The 26,262-nt window shown below is 44.1% G+C and carries 26 protein-coding genes and 2 tRNA genes; 11 read left to right on the top strand and 17 right to left on the bottom strand.

The annotated features are described in order from the left end of the window. Positions 1–14 precede the first annotated feature (14 nt). Positions 15–1,787 carry an ABC transporter ATP-binding protein gene (locus AAA942_RS09430; protein WP_338219989.1) on the bottom strand — a complete coding sequence of 591 codons (1,773 nt, stop codon included), beginning with the start codon at positions 1,785–1,787 and terminating at the stop codon, positions 15–17. Positions 1,788–1,793: 6 nt separating this feature from the next. Then, entirely contained in the window at positions 1,794–2,552 is a 759-nt protein-coding gene (gene truA, locus AAA942_RS09425) for a tRNA pseudouridine(38-40) synthase TruA (RefSeq protein ID WP_338219988.1), read from the bottom strand. Positions 2,553–2,650: 98 nt separating this feature from the next. Between truA and AAA942_RS09420 the strand changes: the two genes are divergently transcribed. Continuing rightward, positions 2,651–3,127, top strand: coding sequence for a DUF4293 domain-containing protein (locus AAA942_RS09420; RefSeq protein WP_338219987.1), 477 nt, complete (start codon positions 2,651–2,653; stop codon positions 3,125–3,127). 50 nt (positions 3,128–3,177) lie between these two features. Here AAA942_RS09420 and AAA942_RS09415 read toward each other — a convergent pair whose 3' ends face one another. From AAA942_RS09415 to AAA942_RS09405, 3 genes are read right to left on the bottom strand one after another with little or no spacing between them, the layout of a single operon-like run. Then, positions 3,178–3,960, bottom strand: a complete 783-nt coding sequence (locus tag AAA942_RS09415; RefSeq protein ID WP_338219985.1) for a hypothetical protein — start codon at positions 3,958–3,960, stop codon at positions 3,178–3,180. Beyond that, a complete protein-coding gene (locus AAA942_RS09410; protein WP_338219984.1) occupies positions 3,957–4,652 on the bottom strand; it encodes a hypothetical protein in 696 nt (231 codons plus the stop codon). Before AAA942_RS09410 ends, AAA942_RS09415 begins: the two co-directional genes overlap by 4 nt. Next, positions 4,649–5,179 carry an RNA polymerase sigma factor gene (locus AAA942_RS09405; RefSeq protein WP_338219983.1) on the bottom strand — a complete coding sequence of 177 codons (531 nt, stop codon included), beginning with the start codon at positions 5,177–5,179 and terminating at the stop codon, positions 4,649–4,651. Before AAA942_RS09405 ends, AAA942_RS09410 begins: the two co-directional genes overlap by 4 nt. A 138-nt stretch (positions 5,180–5,317) precedes the next feature. Here AAA942_RS09405 and AAA942_RS09400 point away from each other — a divergent pair, with 138 nt between their 5' ends. Further along, entirely contained in the window at positions 5,318–6,421 is a 1,104-nt protein-coding gene (locus AAA942_RS09400; RefSeq protein ID WP_338219982.1) for a trans-sulfuration enzyme family protein, read from the top strand. Between the two features lie 188 nt (positions 6,422–6,609). Here AAA942_RS09400 and AAA942_RS09395 read toward each other — a convergent pair whose 3' ends face one another. After that, entirely contained in the window at positions 6,610–8,568 is a 1,959-nt protein-coding gene (locus AAA942_RS09395) for a M1 family metallopeptidase (protein WP_338219981.1), read from the bottom strand. A gap of 227 nt (positions 8,569–8,795) precedes the next feature. Between AAA942_RS09395 and AAA942_RS09390 the strand changes: the two genes are divergently transcribed. From AAA942_RS09390 to AAA942_RS09380, 3 genes are all read left to right on the top strand, one after another. Continuing rightward, the gene (locus AAA942_RS09390; RefSeq protein ID WP_338219980.1) at positions 8,796–10,622 is read left to right on the top strand and encodes a TonB-dependent receptor plug domain-containing protein; all 1,827 of its coding nucleotides are present in this window, start codon (positions 8,796–8,798) and stop codon (positions 10,620–10,622) included. A gap of 135 nt (positions 10,623–10,757) precedes the next feature. Next, positions 10,758–10,832 (top strand) — tRNA-Val (locus AAA942_RS09385). A gap of 27 nt (positions 10,833–10,859) precedes the next feature. Then, positions 10,860–10,934: transfer RNA gene (locus AAA942_RS09380), tRNA-Val, on the top strand. A gap of 139 nt (positions 10,935–11,073) precedes the next feature. Here AAA942_RS09380 and AAA942_RS09375 read toward each other — a convergent pair. From AAA942_RS09375 to AAA942_RS09365, 3 genes are all read right to left on the bottom strand, one after another. Continuing rightward, complete coding sequence (locus AAA942_RS09375; RefSeq protein WP_338219979.1) at positions 11,074–12,336, bottom strand: replication-associated recombination protein A; 1,263 nt, start codon at positions 12,334–12,336, stop codon at positions 11,074–11,076. Positions 12,337–12,468: 132 nt separating this feature from the next. Continuing rightward, positions 12,469–12,768 (bottom strand): HigA family addiction module antitoxin, encoded by a 300-nt coding sequence (locus AAA942_RS09370; RefSeq protein WP_338219978.1) that lies wholly within the window; start codon positions 12,766–12,768, stop codon positions 12,469–12,471. 266 nt (positions 12,769–13,034) lie between these two features. After that, complete coding sequence (locus AAA942_RS09365; protein WP_338219977.1) at positions 13,035–13,955, bottom strand: IS1595 family transposase; 921 nt, start codon at positions 13,953–13,955, stop codon at positions 13,035–13,037. Between the two features lie 133 nt (positions 13,956–14,088). Between AAA942_RS09365 and AAA942_RS09360 the strand changes: the two genes are divergently transcribed. The 3 genes from AAA942_RS09360 (at position 14,089) to AAA942_RS09350 (ending at position 15,731) form a co-directional block, all read left to right on the top strand. Next, positions 14,089–14,667 carry a hypothetical protein gene (locus tag AAA942_RS09360; RefSeq protein ID WP_338219976.1) on the top strand — a complete coding sequence of 193 codons (579 nt, stop codon included), beginning with the start codon at positions 14,089–14,091 and terminating at the stop codon, positions 14,665–14,667. Between the two features lie 158 nt (positions 14,668–14,825). Continuing rightward, positions 14,826–15,248 carry a hypothetical protein gene (locus AAA942_RS09355; RefSeq protein WP_338219975.1) on the top strand — a complete coding sequence of 141 codons (423 nt, stop codon included), beginning with the start codon at positions 14,826–14,828 and terminating at the stop codon, positions 15,246–15,248. A 57-nt stretch (positions 15,249–15,305) separates the two neighbouring features. Beyond that, on the top strand, positions 15,306–15,731 hold the full coding sequence (locus AAA942_RS09350; RefSeq protein ID WP_338219974.1) for a hypothetical protein: 426 nt from the start codon (positions 15,306–15,308) through the stop codon (positions 15,729–15,731). A gap of 24 nt (positions 15,732–15,755) precedes the next feature. Here the strand turns inward: AAA942_RS09350 and AAA942_RS09345 are convergent, their stop codons facing one another. The 3 genes from AAA942_RS09345 to AAA942_RS09335 are packed head-to-tail and all read right to left on the bottom strand — an operon-like array spanning position 15,756 to position 17,968. Then, on the bottom strand, positions 15,756–15,956 hold the full coding sequence (locus AAA942_RS09345; RefSeq protein WP_338219973.1) for a hypothetical protein: 201 nt from the start codon (positions 15,954–15,956) through the stop codon (positions 15,756–15,758). Between the two features lie 48 nt (positions 15,957–16,004). Continuing rightward, on the bottom strand, positions 16,005–17,018 hold the full coding sequence (locus AAA942_RS09340) for a threonine aldolase family protein (RefSeq protein WP_338219972.1): 1,014 nt from the start codon (positions 17,016–17,018) through the stop codon (positions 16,005–16,007). Beyond that, the gene (locus AAA942_RS09335; protein WP_338219971.1) at positions 17,015–17,968 is read right to left on the bottom strand and encodes a glycerophosphodiester phosphodiesterase family protein; all 954 of its coding nucleotides are present in this window, start codon (positions 17,966–17,968) and stop codon (positions 17,015–17,017) included. The genes AAA942_RS09340 and AAA942_RS09335 overlap by 4 nt, the downstream gene beginning before the upstream one ends. A 177-nt stretch (positions 17,969–18,145) precedes the next feature. On the opposite strand from AAA942_RS09335, the gene AAA942_RS09330 reads away from it, so the two are divergent. Both AAA942_RS09330 and AAA942_RS09325 read left to right on the top strand, forming a co-directional pair. Further along, positions 18,146–19,951, top strand: a complete 1,806-nt coding sequence (locus AAA942_RS09330) for a tetratricopeptide repeat-containing sensor histidine kinase (RefSeq protein WP_338219970.1) — start codon at positions 18,146–18,148, stop codon at positions 19,949–19,951. A 7-nt stretch (positions 19,952–19,958) separates the two neighbouring features. Then, complete coding sequence (locus AAA942_RS09325) at positions 19,959–20,693, top strand: LytR/AlgR family response regulator transcription factor (protein ID WP_338219969.1); 735 nt, start codon at positions 19,959–19,961, stop codon at positions 20,691–20,693. A gap of 270 nt (positions 20,694–20,963) precedes the next feature. Here the strand turns inward: AAA942_RS09325 and AAA942_RS09320 are convergent, their stop codons facing one another. From AAA942_RS09320 to lpdA, 4 genes are all read right to left on the bottom strand, one after another. Next, positions 20,964–21,416 carry a DUF2721 domain-containing protein gene (locus AAA942_RS09320; RefSeq protein ID WP_338219968.1) on the bottom strand — a complete coding sequence of 151 codons (453 nt, stop codon included), beginning with the start codon at positions 21,414–21,416 and terminating at the stop codon, positions 20,964–20,966. A 102-nt stretch (positions 21,417–21,518) separates the two neighbouring features. Next, entirely contained in the window at positions 21,519–22,352 is an 834-nt protein-coding gene (locus AAA942_RS09315) for an anti-sigma factor (RefSeq protein ID WP_338219967.1), read from the bottom strand. A gap of 1 nt (position 22,353) precedes the next feature. Beyond that, on the bottom strand, positions 22,354–22,887 hold the full coding sequence (locus AAA942_RS09310; protein ID WP_338219966.1) for an RNA polymerase sigma factor: 534 nt from the start codon (positions 22,885–22,887) through the stop codon (positions 22,354–22,356). Positions 22,888–22,981: 94 nt separating this feature from the next. Further along, positions 22,982–24,379, bottom strand: a complete 1,398-nt coding sequence (gene lpdA, locus AAA942_RS09305; RefSeq protein WP_338219965.1) for a dihydrolipoyl dehydrogenase — start codon at positions 24,377–24,379, stop codon at positions 22,982–22,984. Positions 24,380–24,671: 292 nt separating this feature from the next. Between lpdA and fabG the strand changes: the two genes are divergently transcribed. Then, on the top strand, positions 24,672–25,418 hold the full coding sequence (fabG, locus tag AAA942_RS09300) for a 3-oxoacyl-[acyl-carrier-protein] reductase (protein WP_338219964.1): 747 nt from the start codon (positions 24,672–24,674) through the stop codon (positions 25,416–25,418). Positions 25,419–25,550: 132 nt separating this feature from the next. Here the strand turns inward: fabG and AAA942_RS09295 are convergent, their stop codons facing one another. Next, positions 25,551–26,111 carry a transposase gene (locus tag AAA942_RS09295; protein WP_338219963.1) on the bottom strand — a complete coding sequence of 187 codons (561 nt, stop codon included), beginning with the start codon at positions 26,109–26,111 and terminating at the stop codon, positions 25,551–25,553. Positions 26,112–26,262 lie beyond the last annotated feature (151 nt).

Here is a 26,262-nt window from a genome sequence, read left to right as displayed (position 1 = left end):
TTTAGAGTTTTAGCTTAGATCGCCATGGTCTTCAATTGCATCTGATGCAATTGGGTATAATATCCACCCAAATCCAGCAATGAAGCATGTGTTCCGGTTTCTACGATTTCTCCTTTGTGGAGGACGAGAATCTGATCTGCTTTTTGGATGGTAGATAGTCTGTGTGCAATGACAATAGAGGTTCGCCCTTTCATCATTTTCTCAATGGATTCCTGAATCAGCTCCTCGGTTTCGGTATCTACTGAGGAAGTAGCCTCATCCAAAATGAGAATTTCAGGATTATAGACCATCGCTCTGACAAAGGAAATCAGCTGTCGCTGACCTACGGAAAGGGTGGAGCCCCGCTCCATTACATTGTAGTCCAATCCTCCCGGAAGTCGCTCGATGAATTTTTTGGCGCCAACCAGTTCTGCCGCATCCATGACCTGTTCACGGGTGATGGAGGGATTGCCTAGGGTGATGTTGTGGTAAATGCTGTTGGAAAAAAGGAAGACATCCTGCAAGACCACGCCGATATGTTTTCTCAGGGAGGCCAATTCGTATTCCCTGATTTCCCGTCCATCGATATAGATATGGCCTTGGTTGATTTCATAAAACCGAGAGATCAAATTGATGATCGAAGACTTCCCTGCTCCTGTAGCCCCAACCAAGGCTACTGTTTGACCTTTTTTGACTTCAAAACTGATGTCTTTCAGCACATAGTCCTCATCGACATAGGCAAACCATACTTTTTCCACTCGGATATTTCCCTCGATGCGCTCAGGCTTGTAGTTGCCTTCGTTGGCGATGTGTTCTTTGCTGTTGAGTAGCTTGAAGATTCTGGAGGAACTCACCACGCCCATCTGAAGCGTATTGAATCGGTCAGCAATCATCCGGATAGGACGGAAAAACAGCTGAAGGTACATGATGAAGGAGATCAAAACCCCAACCTGGATATTCATTCCCAATACGCCAACTGCACCGTACCAGACAACCAAGCCAATACCCATGGCCTGAATGATCTCCGCCACGGGAAAATAAACAGAGTAGTAAAGTACCGAACGGATATGTGCAGCCCGATGCTCCCGATTGATTTCCTTGAACTTCTCAAATTCCCGCTCCTCCCGGTTGAAAATCTGCACGATATTCATCCCGGTGATGTGTTCTTGGAGAAAAGAGTTGAGATTGGAGACTGCATTACGTACATCATTGAAGGTCACTTTGATTTTTTCCTTGAAGATGTAGGTGGATATAATCATCAGCGGTAGCGTACACAAGCTCACGAGGGTCAGCTTCCAATCGATGTAAAACATCACCCCCAAAATGGTCACCAATTGCAGAAGGTCTCCAATGATGGCGGCCAATCCTTCACTGAATACATCGGCAAGGGTTTCAATATCCGATACGTTTCGGGTGACCAAGCGTCCGATCGGGGTATTGTCAAAAAACTTCAGCCGGAGTTTGAGCAGATGCCGATAGAGTCTGGTTCGGATATCCTTGATGATGACCTGACCTATCCAGCCTGAGAAATAGGTGTGGGCCCACTGCACCACTGCCTGCAGGATCATAAGGCCGATCAGCAAATAGATGATTTTGATCAATCCGGGCACATCTCCCAAGGCCACATAATCATCTATCGCCACCTGAATGAAATACGGTCTCGTAGGTGCCAAAACAGCCAATGCGACAGTCAAAAACACCAAAAAGTAGAATTGGAGCTTGTAGGGCTTGACAAAGCCGTATAGTTCTTTCAGAACTTTGGTGTCAATGATTTCCCCGGAGGATTCTTTTTCTTTTTCTAAGCTCAAGTTAGGTCAGTCTAGGTAGAGTTGTGCTGGATATTCGATTTGGCTCAAAAACAAGCCTTTGGCAGGAGCAGCTTTACCTGCTTTGTTCCGGTCTTTGGAAAGGATGATCTCTTCCAAGGAAGACAAGGGTCGTGTACCATTCCCGATTTCCATTAAAGTTCCTACAATTGCCCGTACCATCCCACGCAAAAACCGATTGGCGGTAATATGAAATAACAATTGGTTGTCCTTTTGTTCCCAGTGTGCCGAAAAGATTTGGCAGCGAAAATGATTGACCTCAGTCTTCACCTTGCTGAAGCATTCGAAGTCCTCGTGTTTCATCAGGATTTCGCAGGCCTGATTCATCAGGTCCATGTCCGGACGGTGAAAACACAGCCAAGCCAATTCATCCAGAAAAGGATCCTTTCTAAAGATAATCCGGTAGAAATAGGACCTCCGTTCTGCATCAAACCGGGAATGGGCATCTTCCCGGACCGGCCGGATGGAGTGAATTGCGATCTCCCTGGGAAGAAGGGCGTTGATACCTTTGAGAAAATTGCCATTGGGGACTTGGTCTGCAAGGTCAAAATGGCAAACCTGCATCGTGGCATGGACTCCTGTGTCAGTCCTTCCGCTTCCCATGATGGAAATCTCCTGCCGGAAATACAGACTGAGTGCTTTTTCGATCACTTCCTGGACGGTCAAGGCATTCTGCTGGATTTGCCAGCCATGAAAAGGAGTCCCTTTGTAGCTCAATTCCAAGAAAAACCGCTTTTTTCCTTCCATACCGGCGCAAAGATACAATTCCGCTTCAATTCCTGTCTTTTTCCCGTCTTTTGGTATTCCTGCGAATTGGGCTTTTCTTTGCAGAAAATTGAAAAAAAATGATTCAGCGAATTCAAACCATCTTTTTGTTTCTGGTTGTGGTCTCCATGGGAGTGACTTTGGGAACCGGACTTTGGCAGCAGGTATTGGCGGCCTCAGGTGAGACTTGGTCTCTCAGCGCTTTTGCCATGACTCAAATGGACGGGTCTGGAGAAGTGATTCAGGCTTCTTCCAAGTGGTATCTGGCAGCTTTGGCTTCTTTCGCCGGGCTTTTGGCTTTGATTTCCATTTTTCAATACAAAAACAGAACCCGTCAGATGATGCTGAATATGATCAATAGTCTGCTGATGGTAGGATTGGTCGCGGCGGTATTTTTGACGACTAACGGAGTCAATGAGGCTATCGGTGCAGAGGCAGCTGGAAGCTATCAAATCGGCTTTTGGGCGGTCCTGGCAGCCATGGTGTTTAATATGCTGGCCAACCGATTTATCCGAAAGGACGAAATGCTGGTCCGGTCTGTGGATCGGATTCGATAATTAAGAAAGTAAAGAGCCGGCACGATTCGGCTCTTTTTGTTTTAAACCGATTAGAACCTGATCCTAAACCCAACAACTGGGTAAAAAGTGGTTATATTTTTTGTTCCTACTATTCCTGCCTGAACACTCAGGTGCCGGCTAAGGGTTTGTTTATAAATCGCTCTCATGGTGGTCCCTTCAAAAAGCAGGCTATTGGAGGGGTCAAGAAGGTATCCAATCTGTATGGTTTGATGTTGGTTGGCATAAAGACTTCCCGGTTTCCAATGGTATTCTACATTAACAAACCAGTTGTTATTGACCGAAAAGCCCGACTCTGATTCCGGAAAAAACACCGTATTGGTGATAGATCCACCAATCTGAAATCCCGGTAAGCTCAAAGCCATTTGGAACCCAACTTCCGGGGTGAACTTTCCAGCAGTGAAATCCAGTCCAACCGGAAAGGATAATTCTATTGAGGTAAGCCACTTGGAATAATTTTTTTCTATGTCTTGCTTCACTTGGGTGATCCTTGTCGGGGAAAAATTCCCACATATTCTGTAGGCATGGGTTTCAAATTCAGGAAATAGGGTGGACTTTTCCATAAGTGGCATAAACTCTGCCTTCAGCGTTTCCAGATCAAATTCCCCTGAATTGAAAAGGAATAGGATTTTTCCCTCATTTGGAAAATCAAATGCAAGTGTGTCTGTAACTGGCCAACTTCGATCTGCCCACTCCTGTTGAGTTCTGGGAAGTTTATTTTTCACCTCTTGTCCCAGAGCAATTGTTCCTGAAAAAACAACCAGAAGAATCAGGAATAGAAATCGAGTTACATTTTCCGCAGGTTTCTTTGTCATTGTTTTTTGCGTTTTAGTTTAATTCTCGCTTGAAGCTCACTTTTTTCATTAGTGGTAGATATCAGCACAGCAGGATCCTGGACCCCGAAGTTTGTTTTCATCAGAATTTTTTTTCTATTAAGCCCCCAAGAAATCGCTACTGAATGGTAGGTTTCTTCCCTGTCTGCCGGGTTGATTGAGTGGTTTTCCCTACTTCCCAAATCCAGACCTTTCACAATAGCTTGATTATTCATTGAAATCGATGGACGTGAAGAAATTACAGGTAAGGATTCTGGCATCCTTTTCATAATTCTGTTTCCTTTTTTCTGGAGTTCTAAATTTTGACTGTCCAATGGGATGGATGCCAAGGAGTCTGATTTTGTGAATTGATCATTTGTATTTTCCAATAGGAGATTTTCAGAAGTTACCTGAGAAATGGACTTGGGAGGATCCTCCATTCTTGCATCTTGCTTGCTCAGGTAAAGCGCCAGAAGGAGAAATGCGACAAAAGATGCCGCAATTGAAAATGCCTTCCATGGGAAAATTCTCCGTTGGCTTTCAAGTTCTTTTTCAATTCTCTCCCAAACCAGATCGGAAGGAACATGAACTGGAAGCTTTTTAAGATTTTCATTCAATTGAAAATCAAAGTCTTTCTTCTCCATGATTTTTTCCCAGCTGTTTTCCCGTGGTTTGTGTTCCGGAAGACTTTTCATATGCGGAGTAAGGTTTGAATTCGATTTCTCAACAGTTTCTTTGCGTAAGTCACTTGAGATTTGGAGGTGCTCTCTGAGATTCCAAGTAATTGTGCAGTCTCTTTATGGGAAAATCCTTCCACCGTGGTAAGCATGAAGACAGCCCTTGCTCCCGGAGGAAGGGATCGGATCGCCTGATCCAATAATTCGCCATCAAACCAAGAATCAAATTGATTATCAGGTGGATCCTGGCTTTGATCCAAGTGGTCAAATTCAAAAAGCTTTTTGCCAGCCTTTATCGCTTTTCTGACTGTAATGGTCTTCATCCAAGCAATCAAAGCTTCAGGTTGCTTAAGGCTCCGGAGTTGTTGGAAAACCTCTACATATGTGTCCTGAAGAACATCATGAGCAAGATCCTCATCATTTAATATTCTATAAGCCAGGGAATAAACGATCCTTTTGGTCGATTCAAAAAGCTGAAATTGAGCTTTTCTTTCTTGAGAAATTACCCGCTCAATTAATTCAGAATTTGGTAGGATTTGGTTCATTTTGGCTATTTCTATATTTAAGAGTCATTTCAAGGTGAAATGGTTGGAAAGGCGATGAGAAAAAAATAGAAACAGTTTGTGTCTTTTGTCTCCTTTTGATTCCAATTTGATTCTTTAAATTCCAACAAAATCTTTGTTATGAAATTCGAAACCCTAGCCATCCACAAAGGCAATCATATTACCGATAAAAATAATCCTGTCGTCCAGCCCATTACGCTGAGCACTACCTTTGAGCATGGAAATGAAGGCGGGATGCTTTATACCCGTGCAGGCAATCCCAACAGAATAGCCTTGGAAGAGGTAATTGCAGCCTTGGAAAAAGGGGAGGATGCGGCGGCTTTTTCCTCAGGAAATGCAGCCGGAACGGCTGTTTATCAGGCTTTGGAACCGGGATCTCATATCATCGCTCCTGATGATATGTACCATGGTCTTCACAATTCCATGGTGCAGCTTTTTGCAGGAATCCACGAGGTGAGTTTTGTGGATATGAGCGATCTGGAAGCGGTGAAATCTGCCATTAGACCCAATACGAGATTGTTTTGGGTAGAGACGCCTTCTAACCCTTTGCTGAAGATCACTGATATTCGGGCAATTTCCGCCCTTGCCAAGGAGCAGGGCGCGCTGCTTGCCTGCGACAATACCTTTGCTACTCCTGTTTTTCAAAATCCACTCCTCTTGGGTGCAGATATCGTCATGCATAGCAGCACAAAGTATTTTGGAGGGCATTCCGATATTTTGGGAGGAGCTTTGGTGACCAAGGAGAAAAATGACTTTTCGACTAAGATTCGGACGGTACAGCGGGTAGGAGGTGCTGTTCCTTCACCTACTGACTGCTATTGGCTGACGAGAAGTATCCGGACTCTAGCCTATCGTATGAAGGGCCATGCCGAGCATGCCATGATTTTGGCGGAGTTTTTACTCAATCACCCCAAGGTGGAGCGTGTATTTTATCCTGGATTAAAATCCCATAAAAATCATTATATCGCTGCTTCTCAGATGAGTGGGTTTGGAGGAATCGTTTCCTTTATGGTCAAAGGAGGTGCAGAAGAAGCTGACCGGGTGGTGTCCCGACTTCATTTCTTCATGAATGCGACCAGTTTGGGAGGGGTGGAAAGCCTAATCGAGCGTAGAGCGGCCGTGGAAGGGCCTGATACCCTGACCCCGCCTAATCTCCTTCGGGTTTCGGTAGGGCTAGAGCATACCGATGATTTGCTGGAGGATTTGAATCAGGCTTTGGGATAAAAAACTGAATTTATGATTTGAGAATGACGATTTACGACATTTAAATCAGGCTTGAAGCTTTCTCGTAAGGCAATGATTTTATCTTTTGTGTAAAAAAGGTAATGAATCTCGAACGCTAAACTTATAACTTCGAACTCTGAACTTTGAACAAAAAAGGTCCTGAGTTTGCGCTCAGGACCTTTTTTTGATTATTTGTAGATTTCAACAGGCCAGCTGTCATTGCCAAGATTAATGTCCGGGATGACCTTGTCCGGATCGATCACCACTCCGGTGACTTTTTTGCCGGTCTTGTGGAGATAGCTCCAAGCGTCACCTCTTTGCCAGATTTCTACCGGTAGTTTTACCCGCTCAGTGGAATTGTCCTCGTAAGAAAATTCCAAAAGCACAGGCATGGGGAAATCACCTTTATTCACCAGATTGATCAGGTAATTGCCTCCGTAAGGCTGTACCGAGCTAATGCCTAAATCGATGTTGCCATTTCCATAGAACCAGCCTTTCCAGAACCAGCTGAGGTTCTCTCCGGCTACGTTTTCCATATGATTGAAGAAATCAGCAGGCTGAGGATGCTTGTAGGCCCAAGTATTGATATAGGACCGGAAAGCGTTGTCAAAGCGCTCATGACCCAGGATATACTCCCTGAGCATAATCAGTCCGATGGCCGGCTTCATGTAGGCCACCATGCCCAGATTTCTGGTGTCAGTCACATCCGGATAGTTGTCAATTCCCTCTCTGTTTTCATTGGTGAAATAGCCGTTGAATCGGCGGGTTTCATTCAGGGTGGATGGGTATTCTCCATTGTTGAATTCATTGGAGCTGTAGTGATTGATGAAAGTATTGAAGCCTTCGTCCATCCAAGCATATCGACGCTCGTTGTTTCCCACAATCATCGGGAACCAGTTGTGTCCAAATTCGTGATCTGTCACTCCCCAGAGGGAAGCGCCTTTGGAATTGTAGTGGCAGAAGTTCAAACCGGGATATTCCATTCCACCGATTTCGGCGGCCACATTGGTTGCGGTTTCGTAAGGAAACTCATACCACATGTTGGAATAGTGCTCGATGGAGGCCTTGCTGTACTCGGTGGATCGGGTCCAAGCTCCCTCGCCATTGCTTTCCATGGGATACACCGACTGAGCGAGCGCTGTTTTTCCGGAGGGAAGATTGATCCGAGCAGCATCCCAGATGAAGGAGTCTGAGGTGGCAAAGGCTACATCACGGGCATTTTGGATTTTGAAGTGCCAAGTCACCATACCTTCCTGCTTGGGTCGGGTGAGGGAGGTGTTTTTGATTTCCTCAGGAGAAATCAAATAAACAGTCTCTTCGCTTTGGGATGCTTTGGAATAGCGGTTTTGAAGTTCTTTGGATAGGACCTCGTTTGGATTCATCAATTTGCCAGAGCCTACCACAATGTGGTTGTAAGGCACGGTTACCTTGTAGTCAAAATTGCCGTATTCCAAATAAAACTCACCGGCGCCCAAGTACGGCTCCACGTTCCATCCTTCGATTTCATCAAAGACGGCTACTTTGGGATACCACTGTGCAAAGGCATAGATCCAGCCGTCTTTCACTTTTAGTCTGCCCATTCGGTCCATGCCTTTTTGAGGTACTTTGAATGAAAAATCCATGGAAACCGTAGCCTTGCCGCCTTTGGCCGGGATAGGCTCGGCAAACCAAACCTGCATACGGGTGTCCTCGATCAAATGACGGGAAGAAATACTTCCCTTGGCACCTACCTTGGCGGCGACATTGGTAATGTCGTATCCTCCGTCCACGTCTCCGTTGTAGCGATTGCCTTGCACTGGGGTGGTCAAGGTGCCCCGAGAGTCAGGGGTGAATCGGTTTTGTTCCAACTGAAGCCAAATGAATTCCAAGCTTTCAGGGCTGTTGTTGGTGTAGGTGATGGTCACCTTCCCGGAAAGGACGTGATTAGCCTCATCCAGGCTTACTTCCATCTGATAGTCGGCGGCATTCTGCCAGTAGGCTTCTCCGGGTTTACCGGAGGCAGTTCGATAGACATTTCCTTTCCGGTCCATGAATTCCGAAAAGTCCTTCTGATTGTTGTCTTTGCCTTGTTGCGCCCAAGTATCACCAAAATAAGTCAGGGTGAGAAAAGTAAAGGCAAGGCCAAATTTCAAGGTTTTTTTTAGCATACGATTTAATTTAAATGGTTTACCCTGAACAGGAATAGCAAAGCAGTTCAGGTATATTCATTTAGAAATTCCAGAATTGTTTATTTGCCATGAAATTAAGCGAACCTGTGCTGACTAAAAACTTTTTCTTTTCGAAATATCCCCTCTTAACCAATTTTTAGAATCTTCAGGGGTTGGATTTGGAAAAAGTCCTGCTTTACCTTTGTCCGCAATTACCAACTACCTCAATGAGAAAAGCACTACTATTGATTGCACTTACTGGGCTTGCTTTGCCCGTTCTTTCCCAAACAGATACAACCTCCCAAAATCTGGAAGAAGTTCTGATTCAGGAAAACAGGATTCAGATTCCCTTTTCTAAACAAAGCCGAAACATCAGCGTGGTAGGCAAAAATCAAATTGAAACCACGCCTGCCCGATCCTTACAAGAGGTTTTGACTTTTGTTCCCGGTGTGGACGTTCGGCAGAGGGGCGTATCGGGAGTTCAGGCCGATATCGGAATTCGTGGAGGATCTTTTGAGCAAACCTTGATGCTGCTTAACGGAATCAAGCTGACCGATCCTCAGACCGGGCATCACATGATGAATATTCCCGTTCCTTTGGTCAATATTGACCGGGTAGAGGTGCTGAAGGGGCCTGCCTCGAGGATTTTTGGACAAAATGCTTTTGCAGGGGCAGTCAATGTAATCACCCGACTGAGTGAGGAGCGTAGTCTGAGAGTTCAGGGCTACGGGGGTGATTTTGGGATGAAAGGGGTGAATTTTGCAGGTTCCCTGCCTGCCGGAAAATACCGGCAAAATCTGGCCGTGTCCTACGATGAATCGGATGGACATCAGTACAATTCAGACTACAGAGTAAGCAATATTTTCTATGAAGGCGGAGCTCAGCTCAATGAAGCCAACGAAATCCGGGGAATGATTGCCTATACCGACCGGACTTTCGGTGCTAACGGATTCTATACTTCGGCTTTTCCTGATCAATGGGAAAGCATTCAGACGACTTTAGCCTCATTGGCCCATACTTATCAAAAAGACAGATTTTACCTCAATACGAGAGCCTATTGGAGAAGAAATGAGGACGAGTATCGATTGAGAAGAAATGAGCCTGAATTTTTCCAAAATTTCCACACCTCCGATGTATTTGCCCTGGAAGCCAATGGAAGCTATCAGAGCAAGTTGGGCACGACAGGATTTGGATTGGAAGTAAGAAAAGAGCAAATCGAGAGTACCAATCTGGGAAACCATGATCGGACCCTTTCCGGCCTTTTCTTGGAGCAGTTGGTTCAGTTGGGGTCCAAGACAGACCTGAGAGCGGGACTTTACTCCAACTACTATTCGGAATACGGATGGAAGCATTTTCCGGGTGCGGAGGTGGGTTTCCAAGCTTCCAAAAGTCTTCGGTTTTACAGTGGGATTGGGTCCAGCTATAGGATTCCCACTTATACCGATTTGTATTACGTCGGTCCAACCAATATCGGAAATGCTGACTTGGTCCCTGAGCAGGTGAGGAGTTTTGAAGTGGGAGGAAAATGGAATCGATCGGGCTGGAGAGGCGAATTGGTTTATTTCAACCGATATTCTGAAAATCTGATCGAGTGGACGCGATCATCCGACCAAGACCCATGGCAGCCTAGAAATCTCAATGAAGTCACTTTCAACGGGGTGGAGGCCTCTGTTCACTATGCCATCAATCCCAATGGAAGACCGATTCAGGTCCGGGAATTTATGCTTTCCTACAATTTCATCGACGCGGACTTTTCCGGACAAGAAGGGCTTGAATCCCGTTATGCCTTGACCGCATTAAGAAATCAGGTCATCACAGGGGTGCTTGTTGGTTTTGGAGAAAAGGTAGAATGGAATACCAAAATGCGCTATGTGGAGCGGATGTCTTTGGATCCCTATTTCCTCCTGGATATGCGGGTGGATTACAATCGATTGGGTAAGCTGGGCTTCTTTGCAGAAGCCTCCAATATCACTAATGAAGATTACATCGAAGCGGGTACCGTACAGATGCCGGGCAGGTGGTTTAGGGCAGGATTTATGGTGAATTTGGAGTAAGTGGCTTTTTAGTAATACTTTTTTCATCTCATTTTCAATGAATTGAGAATGATTGATGGAAAAAGTAAACAAGTCCTATTGGAAGAAAGATTTATCGAATTACCTTTGCATTCCCTTTCGAAAGGAAAGGAATTAGGAAGTTTAGCTCAGCTGGTTCAGAGCATCTGCCTTACAAGCAGAGGGTCGGGGGTTCGAATCCCTCAACTTCCACATTTCAATATTAACTGAAAATACGTCGGAAGTTTAGCTCAGCTGGTTCAGAGCATCTGCCTTACAAGCAGAGGGTCGGGGGTTCGAATCCCTCAACTTCCACATCAAGCCTTGGAGAAATTCAAGGCTTTTTTGTTTCCCACAGATTGACACAGAAAAAGACACAGATTTTCGCAGATTTTTGACTATTATGATTTGTTTTTTTGAACCTTCGGTCTCCTGTCTCCGCTCTTCCAGCTAGTCAGTACCCATACTTCCCCTTCCACTTCCCGGATAAATACTTCCTCAACTCATTCTCTCGGGCATTTTCTCCGGGTTCGTAGAGTTTGGTGCCCTTGATCTCATCAGGTAAATACTCCTGTTCTACAAAATTGCCCGGAAAGTCATGGGAATACTTGTAGGCCTTGCCGTAGTTCAAATCCTTCATAAGCTTCGTAGGAGCATTGCGGAGATGCAGTGGGACGGAAAGATTTCCCGTTTCCTTGACCAAGGCTTGGGCTTGGTTGATGGCAAGGTAAGCGGCGTTGCTTTTTGGCGAACTCGCCAAGTAAGTCACGCATTGCGAAAGGATAATCCGGGCCTCTGGATAGCCGATGATCTTCACTGCTTCAAAGCAATTGGTCGCCAAAAGCAAGGCGTTCGGATTGGCATTACCAATATCCTCCGAAGCCAAAATCACCAACCTGCGGGCGATGAATTTGACATCTTCTCCTCCCTCGATCATTCTAGCCAGCCAATACACGGCTGCATTGGGGTCGGAACCACGGATCGATTTGATAAAGGCCGAAATGATGTCGTAGTGCTGCTCTCCGGATTTGTCGTAAAGGGCGACTTTTTGCTGGGCGATCTGCATCACCTTTTCATCCGTAATCATGCAAGGATTTTCGTTAATCCCGTCGATAACGATTTCCAGCAGATTGAGGAGTTTGCGACCGTCTCCACCCGAAATCCGGAGCAGAGCATCCGTTTCCTGAAGTTGAACTTCAATTTTTTTCAGGTCTGGATCTTTTTCTAAAGCCTGCTTCATCATGGCTTCCATCTCGGCTTTTCCCAAAGGATTCAGCGTGAATACTTGGCAACGGGAAAGCAAAGCTGAGTTGACTTCGAAGGAAGGATTTTCTGTGGTGGCGCCGATGAGTCGGATGATTCCCTTTTCCACAGCTCCCAAAAGCGCATCTTGTTGCGATTTATTGAAGCGGTGGATTTCGTCGATGAAAAGCACAACACCCATTTGGAATTTCGCTTTGTCAATGACCTCGCGGATGTCTTTCACTCCCGAACTGATTGCACTCAGGGTATAAAAAGGCGCTTTGATCTCGTTGGCGATGATATTGGCGATGGTCGTTTTTCCCACACCCGGAGGTCCCCAAAGGATCAGTGAAGGCACATTTCCCGACTTGATGGCTTTATACAGGAAGGAAGTCGGCGCAGACAAATGCTCCTGACCGATCAGATCTTCCAGTCGGGTAGGGCGCATGCGTTCGGCTAGGGGAGTGGGGTTCATTTTCGTAGAAGCAAGAGATTAGAAATAAGAAATAAGAAAGTATCGGGTATCAAGATGCTGGTATCAAGAAGTTCTGAAATTGAGTCTTTGATTCAAATTTTCGATAGTAAAATAGCATAAAAAAAGGCCTTTTCAGGCCTGATTGAAATCGAATTGAATTATTGAATCAAATTCTGTCTGTTTCGAATTTCTCTCTTCCTCCAAGTCAAAATCATCCTGTAGGCCGAGCCAGAATTTTGGGGATGTTCCAAAGAATTTAGAAAATCGGATGGCCGAATCCGCCGTGATTCTTCTTTTTCCAAGGATGATTTTAGAGATCCTTGTTTGGGGAATATGGATTTCCTTAGCCAATTTATAGGCGGTGATTCCCATTGGTTTCAAGAATTCTTCGCTTAGAATCTCGCCAGGATGTATGTTTTTGAGTTTTTCCATAATGTTGACTTTTATTTAAAGGTCTCAAAATCCACCAAAGCCTCAAACCTTATGTTCAAATGAGTTAAATAGATAAAATGGACTATTTCAAAATTTACGCTATTTAAACTTATTAGGATAGCCAATTTCTTAACCAAATTTTATTTAGGTTACTTGCGTGTTAGTCAAAAATTAACTGAATATTAAATTTCAGAAAATCTTTTAATCAGGCTGTAAGAGAACAATAGATTATCACTAAATTGAAAGTAGTTATTTTTAAAATATGATTATCCGCAATCATACCAGTATGGGTAAATCGAAGCAATGATGAGTCGGTCAAACAGTTTTTGACCAAAGTATCTTCTGTTGAGCTTGTAGCAAAATTCATCCAGGTAGTTCTGCATCATTCGTTCGCTTATCATATGGTATGTCTGCAGGTGTTTCTTTAAGTTACTGATGGCAATATGAACCCACTTGAGGTTAAAATTGCCCTCTTTGGTTCCAGAGATTTCTCTGACATGGACATCTATACAATCACTCAGATCTGAGAAGGTGGTACTCTTATCTGTTTGAAGTACAGCGTTTGAATCAATGTATTCCTTGATTAAAGCCTGTGCTGTTTTCGCCTCCAAGTTATTTATTTTCTTCATTTTGAAGTACCTACAGCTCTTAGCAAACTTTCCCGACTCAGGGTCTTCTAAAACAGTCGATTCGGCCATCACAGCCACTTTTGACTGTTTTTGAGTACCTCGGCCTCGCTTGAGTTTGCTTCGGACTTGGGCTTTGGTGGACTTTCCCACAAAAGCTTCATCGTATTCAACCATGTCTTCAAGTCTGTAGCGGTCATCACGCTTTCCCATGACAGCCCTGAGCTTGTGATACATTCTGAAAACCGGTTCATAACGCTTCATCCCCAGTTGTCTTTGGAGTTCAGCGGCACTGAATCCCTTCTTGGTAGCGGTAATGAATGTGATAGCCATCATCCAGATCCTAATCGGTAAGTTGCTGCTCTCCATGACTGTACCGCTCTTGATGCTGGTTCTGAACCCACAGGCGGCACACTGGAAAGAGAGCTTGTTTTCAAGCCAATAGTGTTTGAGACCAGTGCACTTCTTACAAATGATCCCTTGCCGGATTCTTTGTTCTTTGATGAAGTCAACGCAGGAAGCTTCGTCCGGAAACCGATTAATGAAATTGATAATGTTCATGGTCAAAACCGTCTATTTTGACCTAATTTAAAGCAAGTTGAAACCCAACTAAAGCAATTGTCACTAACTGTCAATAAGAACTTATTTGGCTACTGGTGTCATTGCGGATATACATATTTTAAAAATATGATTTATGAAAAAGATCCTTACTTTTCTACTTAGTCTTCTTTTTATTCAAATAAGCGTAGGCCAGGAAGTTGATAAGGCCCTTCTCATGAAGACTTACCATCGTCTGGATAGTATCAACCCCAGCTCCCTACAAACGAAGTACCTCCTGAATAAAGGATTTTTCTTTGGTCAATATTTGGAGAAAATGAAGGCTTTGAATCCGAGGGAAAACATTTTGTTTTTATCTTCCTGGGAGTGGAAATCGATTTTCATGGGAATAAAAAAATCCGGAGTTGGAGATAAAAAATCCTCTAAAAACTCTGAATCTACTCTTGATTCCCTAAGCCAGTCTAATTCTTCCGTGCCAATAGGAATTATTTCGGTCTCAGGGGAATGGTTGGAAAACTATGAAATTGATGAGAATATCAATGCCGTCAAAAAGGGCTATCAACCAAAAAAAATCTACAAAAAAGTTCCTGTAATCGCTGCTGCACCTCTACACACTGAAGTTTTTTCTACAGATGTGATTTTCGAGATTTCCGAAAGTCTATTTCTGGTCGAAGAATTGGATGAAACCAAAGTATCTATTCCCAGATTCAAGTGATAGGAACGACGGCATGATTTTGACTTCAGGGTATCGTCCTAGCGGTAATTTCAAGGAAGAATATGATATAGGAGGCATCCAGCCTGGACTTTACATACTTCAAATACAGGCTGGGAAGAAAATAAAAAGAGAACGCTTAATTGTTAAATAAATCAAATATGAAATCTATTTCTAGTGAAGTATTGGTAGCTTTTGTAACTGTTCTATTCTTTGGTGGATGTATAGATTTCACGAAAGATCATACTCGATTTAAAGGAAGGGTGATTGAATCCAATAATCTTTCTTTAGATAGTGTTAATTTAATATTTATTTCAGGGAAATCTGAGTTTCTTGATTATAGAATTATAAGAATAGATACTGTTAATTTAAATTCTGATGGTAATTTTGAATTTACAATAAACTCAAAAGAGGACGGAATAAACACAATCGGAATAACACTTGCCTTAGAAAGGGGTGATAACTTTAGGGATGTAGCATTAGATTTTGAATTATATAATTGTTTGCCTTACGATTGCAAAGATTTTGAAATCGGAAAAAATTATGAATTTAATATCTCGGTTACTTTGCCACAGGAAGACTAAGCCTGGATATGTTATATTATTAAGGTCTTCGGAACTTAATTGTTAAATAAGTCAAATATGAAATCAATTTCTTATAAAATATTGGCAGCTTTTGTAACTGTTCTATTCTTTGGCGGATGTATTGATTTCACTAAAGATCATACTCGATTTAAAGGGAAAGTCATTGAAAGAAACAACACTTCGTTAGAAAGTGTGAAATTATTATTTGTGTCTCAAAGAGAGGAATTTCTCAATAGTAGGACTATAAGAAGAGATACCATTGAATTGGGTTTTGATAATAGTTTTGAATATGCTGTAAATTCAGATGAAGAAAATATAAATAGTATAAACATTTCTTTAATCTCTAAAAAGGATAATAACCTTACATTTGAACAATTAAGTCCTGATTTATTTGACTGCCCTCCCTTCGATAATTGCTTAAATTTTGATACTGGAAAAAAATATGAATTTGATATTTATGTTACATTACCGGAAGTTGATTAAATAAAGGTTTTTGGAAACCTTTATTTATGAATTACTTTGACCATTCCCTGACCAATCCTTTACCATCCTTTTTGCTTGTTCAGAGGTAAAAGTTTCACCACTCTCAACTTGCCTGATTCCGGTCTCGATTTTATTGAGGAGAATTAATCTATCCATCAGTTCATCAATTGAGAATTCATCGGGAAGAGATTTAATAGCTTCTATGGCTTTGTTTTTGGTAATCATCGGTTTAGCTTTTGATCAAGTTAAGGAGTCAATATCAAATTTCAAACTTCAAATTTTCGCAATCCTTCTCCCAAACTCCTCCAAGTGCTCGTCTTCAAAATCCAAGTGGGTCACGAATCGCACGAGATCTTTACCGAATTTGACTGACTTGATATTTTGATCAGCCAGCTTTTTCATGAATTCCTCAGGAGTGGTTCCTTCCAATCGGGCGATGACGATATTGGTAGCGACAGGGAAAATCTCCGACACCACAGGCAGCTTGTTTAGCATTTCACCCAAAGCTCGGGCTCTAGCGTGATCTTCTTTTAGTCGCTCCACCTGATTATCCAAGGCATAAATGCCCGCTGCTGCCAGAAATCCCGCCTGTCGCATGCCTCCTCCAAATACTTTTCGGACTTTTCTGGCTCGCTTGATGTCAGCTTTTGATCCGAGAAGAACTGACCCAATCGGACAACCCAAACCCTTGCTCAAACAGATCGAGATCGTATCAAAATGCGCGCCCCAATCGGCAGGGCTTTCTCCGGTTTCCACCAAAGCATTGAAGAGTCTGGCGCCATCCAAGTGAAGCTTGATGCCTTTTTCTTTGCAAAGTGCATGAATTGGCTTGATTTCATCTAACGTGTAGATGCTTCCACCACCTTTGTTCATCGTGTTTTCCAGAGAAACCAAGGTAGTCTCAGGGGCATGTACATCATCCGGATTGATGGATTCTGCAACTTGCTTGGCGGTGATTTTTCCCAGATCTCCTTCCAGAAGTTTGACAGAAGCATGCGAATTGGCCATGATTCCGCCTCCTTCATAAAGATAAATGTGGGAGTATTTGTGGCAAATGACCTCAGTTTGAATCCGAGTGTGTAGTCGAATAGCAATCTGATTGGTCATGGTGCCGGAAGGACAAAAAAGTCCAGCCTCCATTCCAAAAAGTTGGGCGGCTTTTTCCTCCAAGGCATTGACCGTCGGGTCTTCTCCAAATACATCATCGCCCACGGGGGCAGAAAACATGGCTTCTTTCATGCCCAGTGTAGGCCGGGTGACCGTATCGCTTCTTAAATCAATAATCATCGGGTGAAATACTTTGCTTTTGAACTGTTTTTAGGAACTAAGGTCTGAATGGCTGCCGCAGCCTCTATGGGTCGGTCTGTGGCCAAAATATCGGCTCCATTTTGGATAAAACTGGCGTACAATTGGTCTCCTCTGGTTTCAGCACTTTGGTCCAGGTTGCCGAGGAAGCCCAAAATGGCAAATACTCCCCGGTCATGGAGTGCTTTATTGAACTCCGGATTTCGCTCTGCCAATCCGGTAAAAGCAATCACCCGATCCCAGGGAATACCGGTTTCCTCCAGTCTTTGGATTTCTTCCTCGTTTCGGATAGTCACCGAAAGCATCAATTCAGGAGCAAGGGAGTTCAGCTTTTTTGCAGCAGGAAAAGTGTAGGAAATCAACGCCGCGTAGGCTTCGCTTTCCGTTTCCCTCACTTCTTCCACCACTTTCTCAAAAGGTACTGAGCGCTTGATGTCTACGGTGAGGAGGGCTTTTCCCTTGGACCAAAGCAGGGCCTCTTTTAAGGTAGGGACTTTAAATTCGGTCGGATTTCCCTCATTATCTTCCAAATAGAGGCTTTGAATATAGTCAAAAGTGACTTCGTTGACTTTACCGTTTCCGTTGGTCGTTCGTTCCAAATCGTCATCATGCATCAATACCAACACGGAGTCCAGGGTCATAGCCACATCCAGTTCGATGATCGCGGGGGTATAGTTTAGGATGTTGTCAAAGGTCTCGATTGCATTTTCCGGGAAGCCTGGATACGGTCCACCCCGATGGGCCGAGACCATAGGGATTCTGTCTGCTGTCCAGGAATAAAAGTCCCGGGTCTCCTCCAGATCAAAAAGCCGGATCGCATGGGAAGCAGTTTCGGATGAGGCTAGCTGTTCTTGCTTGGCCTGAGGGCGATTACAGGAAAAAATGAGAATTGAAAACAGAAAGAAAAAGGTCAAGTCTCGGGTAGTTCTCATGAGGTACTTTTATTTTCTGCTAAATAGGAAGAAAGGAAGGGATAATAAAAATTGATTTTTCAAATGGTGCATAGGAATTATCCCAGCAGCTTTCGCAAAAGTGGGATTTTGGCTTTTAGAATTGCCCGTTTTTCTCCAATTTCAAGGCACAATTCACCCTGAAATCCCCTGATTCTTTTGAATAGTACGAATCCAAGGAGCCTTTTCCTGTCAATGGTCCTTTTTGCCTTGACCTTTTGTCCTGCGCTATCCCAGGTAGCGCGGATGGATAGCCTCAAGCAGGTGCTTCAGAAAGGTGACCTGGAGGATACAGTTCGTGTAGCTCTCTTGATTGAACTCTGCGAGGCAAGTACCTTTATGGAAGAGCAGGGAGGAAAGTACTTTGCAGAACAAGCATTGGAGATTTCCACTCGGATCAATTATCCATTAGGAATAGGCTTGGCCAATAACTCCATCGGAGCCTATTACCTGCAGGTAGGGGATTTGGAAAAAGCGCTTCCATTTGTGCTTGAAGCCGAGCGAGTGTATTTGAATGCCGGAGGTTTTGGCAAAAATCTATTGGCGGTCTACAATAATTTAGGAATCATTTACAATAGGTCAGGCGATACCCGTAAGGCGATCTCCGTGTATAAAAATGCAATTCTCCTGGCTGAAAAGGAAAAAATGCTTCAGAGTCAGGCTATTTTGTATAATAACCTAGGATCTGCCTACGACAAGCTTCAGGTTTATGACAGTGCACTTTGGGCTTTTGGCCGGGTGGAAGAGGTCAGTAAAGAAGGAGGAATAGAGGTAGGCATTATGATGGCCAAAAGCAATCTGGGCTCGGTTTATTTTTCTCTCGGAAACTTAGACCGCTCGAAAGAAGAATACCTCATGGGCTTAGAAATCGCCGAAGAGGGACAATACACGAGGAATATCGCCACTATCCTCTTGGGCTTGGCGGATGTGTATGCCGGGCAAAATCAACTTCGAGAATCGGAAGCTTACTATCAGCGGGGGATAAAAATAGCCGAGGAGATTCAGGCCTTGCCTTTGGTTCAGGATGGATACGAAGGTTTGTCCCGAGTGCAGGAGAAAAGCGGGAAATTATCCTTGGCCTTGGATTCTTTTCGAAAATGGCAGCAGGCTAAGGACAGTATTTTTTCCCTCGAAAAAGCCCAAACACTGGAAGAACTTAAGGTGAGGTATGAATCGGAAAAGAAAGAATCAGAAATTCTGGCTCTTTCCCAACAAAATGAAATTCAAAGCCTGGAACTGACACAAAAGAATCAGTTGCTTTGGTTTGGCGGTATAGGGATTCTTCTTCTCTCTGGTTTGGGGTATAGCTATTACCAACGAAAAAAGCTCAAATCCGAAGCCCAAATGGCTGAGTTGGAACAGCGCTTTCTCCGCTCTCAACTCAATCCCCACTTTATCTTCAATGCTCTTTCATCCATCCAAAACTTTATGCTTAAATCCGAGGGGGCATTGGCTTCCCGGTATTTGGGGAAGTTTTCCAAGCTGATGCGCCAAGTATTGGAAAATTCCCGAGAGGAATACATCCTACTCGAGGAGGAAATACGCATGCTGGAAAATTACCTGGAGATCCAAAAGATTCTCCTGCAAAAGGAATTTGACTATTCGATCGAGTGCTTGGGAACCTTGGATTCCGGGCAGATATCCATTCCTCCTATGTTTGTGCAGCCTTTTTTGGAAAATGCCATTCAGCACGGATTGAAGGAGACCGGAGGGAAAATTGAAGTGGAGTTTAGCCTTGCCGGGGAGTATGTGGAGATTATTGTCAAAGACAATGGCGTGGGAATCCTTTCTGCTTTCCAAGCAAAAGAAAACCATCGCTCTCTAGCCACTTCCATCATCAGGGAGCGGATAGACAACTACAATAGGAAGCTGAAAAACCAAATTCAGCTCAATCTATTGGATCGATCTGAACGTAAAGAGCAGGGAACAGAAGTCCAGCTTTTGGTTCCTTATTTATCAAACTGAATCGCAGATGAAAGCCATAATCATAGATGACCAGTCCCACATCCGGGAAAATCTCAAATTGGTTCTTCGGGAATTTACTCCTGAGGTTGAGGTGGTGGCAGAAGCTGACGGTGTCAGGTCCGGGTTGGAATGCCTGAAAGAAAATCCGGCCGATCTGGTTTTTTTGGATATCGAGATGGCTGATGGTACCGGGTTTGATTTACTCAATCTGATAAAGAAGAGGACTTTCCGGGTTATTTTTGTGACCGGGCATGAAGGGTATGCCATCCGGGCCTTTCGGGTGGCTGCGATTGATTACCTGCTCAAGCCAGTAGATCCGGATGATTTGGTGGAGGCAGTGGCCAAAGCCAAAAACCAAAAGCCCATAGAGGATTTTCAGGTAGAAGAGGCGATGCTTGCCCAAAAGGAGGAAAAAGTAAGACAGCTGGTGCTTTCCGATGCCGAAAATGTCTATCGGGTACAGGTGGAGGAAATCATCCGCTGCCAGTCTGAGGACAATTACACCCGGTTTTTTCTCTCTGACGGAAGAAAATTGCTGATTTCCAAGACCCTGAAGGAGTTTGCGGAGCTGTTGGAGAAATCCGGATTTTTCCGATGCCATCAGTCCCATCTGATCAATTTGGCCTATTTTGATCATTTGGACAAGCGGGATGGAGGAACCATTTTTCTCAAGGACGGATCCACAGTGCCCTTGGCCACCCGCAAAAAAGATCAGCTACTCCAGGCACTGAGAGAAGCCTGATTTCAGATTCTATCCATTCGGATTCGCTTTCTCAAGGAATCCCTGCAAATTCTCATTTGGTGAATTTCGGCAGAATAGTGGGCCTATTTTCGGGCATGGATAAAGGATAGCGGATGGATATGATACTCAAAACTTTCTTCAAACTGGTTATTTGGTTGGGGATTTATATTGTTACCGTCTTTTCTTTAAACCATTTTTTCCATCTTTTTTTCTAACAGCTAAACTGCATCAAACAGGGGTGTATTGGGCAGATTTTTTAAGCTGATCTTTTTATTCTTTTTTCTGATCCAGACGGAAAAAGGCATCCAAACTGCTTTTCCGCTTTTCGAAAATATCTTCCATGTCGGAGAGTTCCAGATTGAGTGCTTTGGTGGAAATCTGGATTTCGACCAGAGATATGCCCAAGGAGATCAAAAGAGAAATCATACTCGCCACAAAGACCCAATTGGCAGCAGATGTGTATCCTTGAAAGAGCAAAAACATACAAATCACACACATCAGAAAGCTGAATACCCCAAAAAGCTGCATGTTTTTGATCAGGGTCAGCCGGCGGCGGAGGTTATGAATCTGCTCTACAATAATTTCCTGATCGGGTTCCTTGAGGTAGTTTTTATGCAGTCCCCGAATCAGAGTGGCAATCGCCAAAAATCGGTTGGTAAAAGCCAGCATCAGTAGCGTAATCGCTGAAAAAAGCAGGGCAGGAGTGGAGAGTTGGAGTTCCATAGGATTAGAAAGTGCTTTTGGAAAAAGTAAGTTCGGTAAAAGGCATGAAAAAAGCCTGCTCTTTGCAAAGCAGGCTTGTAGCTATTAAAACATGGAGTGAGGTTAAGCCACCTCACCAAGTACCACGAGCTTTTCTAGGGTAGGCGACTGAGACCCACCTTTGGGCTCAATTGTGATGGCAAAGGCGCCTGCTTCCGCTACGGCTTGCATCTGTTGCAAGGTGAATTTTTCTCCTGGATTGACTAAGCCAATTCCTACCGGACCATCTTTACCGATCGCCCAAAGTTGGTAATCAAATTCTGCAGAAAGAGAATTCAGATTGTTCACAGCTACGAAGACTTCCTGGGCTTTTTGGTCCCAAAAGACATCCACTTTGGCATCCTTTTGCATTGGAAGGGCTTCTCCTTTCATTTCCACTCTTCGGAAATCACCCGAAACCAAGCGGTCCAGTCGATTGTCGGTTTCTTCGTATTGGAGCTTGACTTGATTCAGATTGTCTGCCAAGACCTGCTGATCCTGAAGCAGCGCGGTGAATTTCTGATCGGTTTCATAAAACTTTCCTGCGAAATAAATCGCAGCGGCACTCGCAAGGATGGCGATCAAAGAAGCAGCTACTGCAAAAGGTTTCCAAGGACTGAGTTTCACCACTTTGGTTTCTACAGGCGCGGGGGTTGGAATTTGAGCTTTTTTCGTAGCATCTTCTCCCTTGAAATCTTCCTCCAGGGAAGCGAAAATTTTCTCTTTGACCTGAGCTGATGGAGCTTTTCCGGTCAGTTCATCAAAGGCAAACATGGCTTCCTCCAAAGCATCCAGTTCTTGCTGGATTTTGGGATGAGCTTTGGCCATAGCGATCACTTCCTCTCGCTCACGCTCGGTCAGCTCTCCAAGTAGGAAGAGCTCCAGTTTGCCTGATTCGATGTATTCTTGGATGTTCACGCTAGATTTTTTCTAAATTCTTCTTCAATACTTGCAATGCTGCCCTGACCCTGGACTTGACCGTGCCTAGTGGGATGTCAAACTCCTCCGAAAGCTCCGAATGGGTATATCCCTGAAAATAAATATACTCAATAATGAATCGCTGATCCTCGTTCAGCTGATTCATTAACTCCTTCACGCCAATTCCTTCTACATGCTCCAAGGTTCCTGATTGACTTTCGATTCCAAATACGAAGTCATCGATGGCATTGGTTTTTCCGGTTTGGGAAATTTCCTTGGACCGAAGTTTATCAATGGCGGAATTACGGCAAATATTGGCCATCCATGTGTATAGACGGCCTTTTGACTCTTCGTAGGAGTCGATCTTTCGGGTAATTTTTACAAAAGAGTCGTGGAAAACTTCCTCTGCAAGGTCATGGTCAGAGATGATTCGTAGAATCACCCCCATGAGTGCCCGGGAATACTTTTCGTAAAGGTACTCGGTGGTTTTGCGGTCCCGGGCTCTAAGCCCGGCTATGATTTCTTCTTCCTGCAAAAGTGGGTCAGTTTGGAATTCCTGTCAGCTAAAAGTAAAACACCGGGCCAATTGTTTGGTCCCGGTGCTCTATTTATTTTCAAAACACTTCAAATTAAAGGTGAATTACCTCGTCATAGGCTGCTGCAGCAGCTTCCATGACGGCCTCAGACATCGTTGGATGAGGGTGAACGGTCTTAATCAGTTCATGTCCGGTGGTCTCCAATTTGCGGATAGCCACGATCTCAGCGATCATCTCGGTGACATTGGCACCGATCATGTGCGCTCCAAGCAATTCTCCATACTTCTTGTCGAATACCAGCTTCACAAAGCCGTCTTTTGCGCCTGCCGCGGAAGCTTTTCCGGAGGCAGAGAAAGGAAACTTACCTACTCTCACTTCATACCCTGCTTCTTTGGCTTTGGATTCGGTGTAGCCTACAGAAGCTATCTCCGGAGAGCAATAGGTACATCCCGGGATGTTTTTGTAATCCAAAGGCTCAGGATGATGTCCGGCGATCTTTTCCACGCAGATGATTCCTTCTGCAGAAGCCACGTGTGCCAAAGCTGGTCCCGGAACCACATCCCCGATGGCATAGTAGCCCGGCATATTGGTCTGGTAGTAGTCATTGACTTGGATTTTTCCTTTGTCTACCAAAATCCCTACATCTTCAAGGCCGATATTCTCCAAATTGGAAACCACACCTGCAGCGGAAAGTACGATGTCACATTCTAAAGTTTCTTCGCCTTTGGCCGTTTTTACGGTCACTTTGCATCCTTTTCCTTTGGTATCCACTCCGGTGACTTCAGAGGAAGTCATGATTTTGATTCCGCTTTTCTTGTAGATTTTTTCCAAAGCTTTGGATACTTCCTCGTCTTCTACAGGTACGATGCGATCCATAAATTCCACGATCGTCACCTCTGTGCCGATGGCATTGTAGAAGTAAGCAAACTCAACTCCGATGGCGCCGGAACCTACCACCACCATTTTCTTGGGTTGGTTTTCCAAGGTCATCGCTTTGCGGTAACCGACGATTTTTTCATTGTCGATTTTCATCGAAGGCAGTTCTCGGGCTCTTGCGCCAGTGGCGATTATGATGTTGTCAGCAGAATACACCGTTTTTTTACCGTCTTTGTCGGCCACTTCTACCTTTTTGCCAGGCTGAACTTTCCCCCATCCAGCTATAACCTCGATTTTGTTTTTCTTCATCAAAAACTGCACGCCTTTGCTCATGCCATCGGCCACGTTTCGGCTTCTTTTCACCATTCCGGTAAAGTCCGCTTCAGCGTCTTTCACAGAAATCCCGTAGTCGGAAGCATGGCTGATGTATTCGAAGACCTGGGCGCTTTTCAGCAAAGCTTTGGTCGGGATACAGCCCCAGTTGAGGCAGATTCCGCCTAGCTCTTCCGCTTCAATGATGGCGGTTTTCAATCCGAGTTGAGAAGCGCGAATAGCCGCTACGTATCCTCCCGGTCCGCTTCCCAGCACGATCAAGTCAAATTTTGTCGAAGACATATTTAAAATGGGTTTGATTACAAATGAAACTGTGCAAAAATAGGCCTTTTGGGTTCAGAAAAAAACTCATTTTGTAGGAGGGAGCATGCGGCTGATCGGCCTGAGAATGAATTCAGGAGGAATTCTTTTGAAAAATTTGGCCAAAAGAAAAGTTGACCAAGGCTTCTATTTTAAAACCTCATTATTGACATTTAAAATGCTGTGATTCAGTTTTTAAGGAGTCTGGGGAAAGGTGAGAAACCCAAAGTCCGGTCTTTTTTTCTAATTTTGGCCAAACTTAATTTTGATCTTCATGGGATTACTTTCAGGAAAAACTGCCTTGGTCACCGGTGCCTCCAAAGGGATCGGACGGGCAATCGCCATCCGTTTTGCGCAGGAAGGCGCTAACGTAGCTTTTACTTACCTATCCAGCGTAGAAAAAGGTCAGGCACTCGAATCCGAATTGGCTGCTTTTGGGGTGAAAGCCAAAGGCTATCGCTCAGACGCTTCCGACTTCAAAGCTGCTGATGAATTGATCAACTCTGTGGTGGCGGACTTCGGTGCCTTGGATATTTTGGTCAATAATGCCGGCATCACCCGCGACAACCTCCTAATGCGGATGACCGAGGAATCTTGGGACGAAATCATGAACGTCAACCTGAAATCCTGCTTCAATACCGTCAAAGCGGCTACCCGCACCATGATGAAAGCTAAGTCTGGGTCGATAATCAACATGACTTCCGTGGTCGGTGCCAAAGGAAACGCCGGTCAGGCCAATTACGCAGCCTCCAAAGCTGGAATCATCGGCTTTACCAAGTCGGTTGCCTTAGAATTGGGCTCCAGAAATATCCGCTGCAATGCCGTGGCGCCGGGATTTATCGAAACTGAGATGACAGAAGTGCTGGATGAAAAAACTGTCCAAGGCTGGAGAGATGCTATCCCGATGAAGCGTGGAGGCAAGCCGGAGGAAATCGCCGATGTCTGCGTGTTCTTAGGCTCCGACATGAGCACTTACATCTCCGGACAGGTAATCCATGTGAATGGGGCGATGTATACTTAACCTTTGAGGTCTTCAAGACCTCGAAGGTTTTATTCTAGATTACATCATTTAATTCTTCAAGACCTCGAAGGTTTCAAGGAAAACTAGACCTTTGAGGTTTTTGAAAACCTCAAAGGTCTTTTACAAAGTTTTCTATTCTAAAGACATCTCTTCGGGAAAGTCAGCAGCCTGTTCTAATTCATGAACTTTTTTGAATTGTTCTAATCCTCCAAACCAATCCAGAATGAAATCTCTATCCAGTTTTGTGGTTTTTAGAGATATCAGGCCATTGTAGGATGAAAATTTCCAATTTTTAAAGTCCTCGACAATTCCATGTTTTTGAGGATTCCTATGGATGTAAATGATCACTTGGGATAAATAACTTTCCCGATCTACCTGTTTCCTTTTGAATTTCCGTTGAAATAAGCCCCCATGTCGATCATAAAGCTTGTTATATGCTTTAGCGTAGCCATTCAAGAAGTTGAAAAAAGCACTTAAAGCAGCTTCTGGTTCGGCACTTTCTTCTACTCGAATCAAAAAGTGAAAATGATTGGGTAGTAAACAGTAGGCCAAGGTTGAAAAATAGAGAGAGCAATGATCTTGATATTTTTGAAGGAAATAGGTGTAGTTTTCTTCAGTTCTAAAAAGTAATTCCGCTCCATTTGTTCTTGAGTAAACATGGAAAAATTCTCCTGGTGAAAAGGGATCAGTCATAAAAATGAATTTTTATAAATTATTGAAAGGCAATATTTTAAAAACCAAAATAAGAATGTAGACAGAGATTTTCAATCTTGACCTTCGAGGTTTTTGAAAACCTCAAAGGTCAAACGAGCGGCTGAGGAGACTTAGCCGTTTTTTGTTTCCC

Origin of the sequence: Algoriphagus sp. oki45 (assembly GCF_036245605.1) — a bacterium.
Lineage (GTDB): Bacteria > Bacteroidota > Bacteroidia > Cytophagales > Cyclobacteriaceae > Algoriphagus.
The sequence above is the reverse complement of the archived record's forward strand: the minus strand, read 5'-3'. Positions and strand labels throughout refer to the sequence as shown.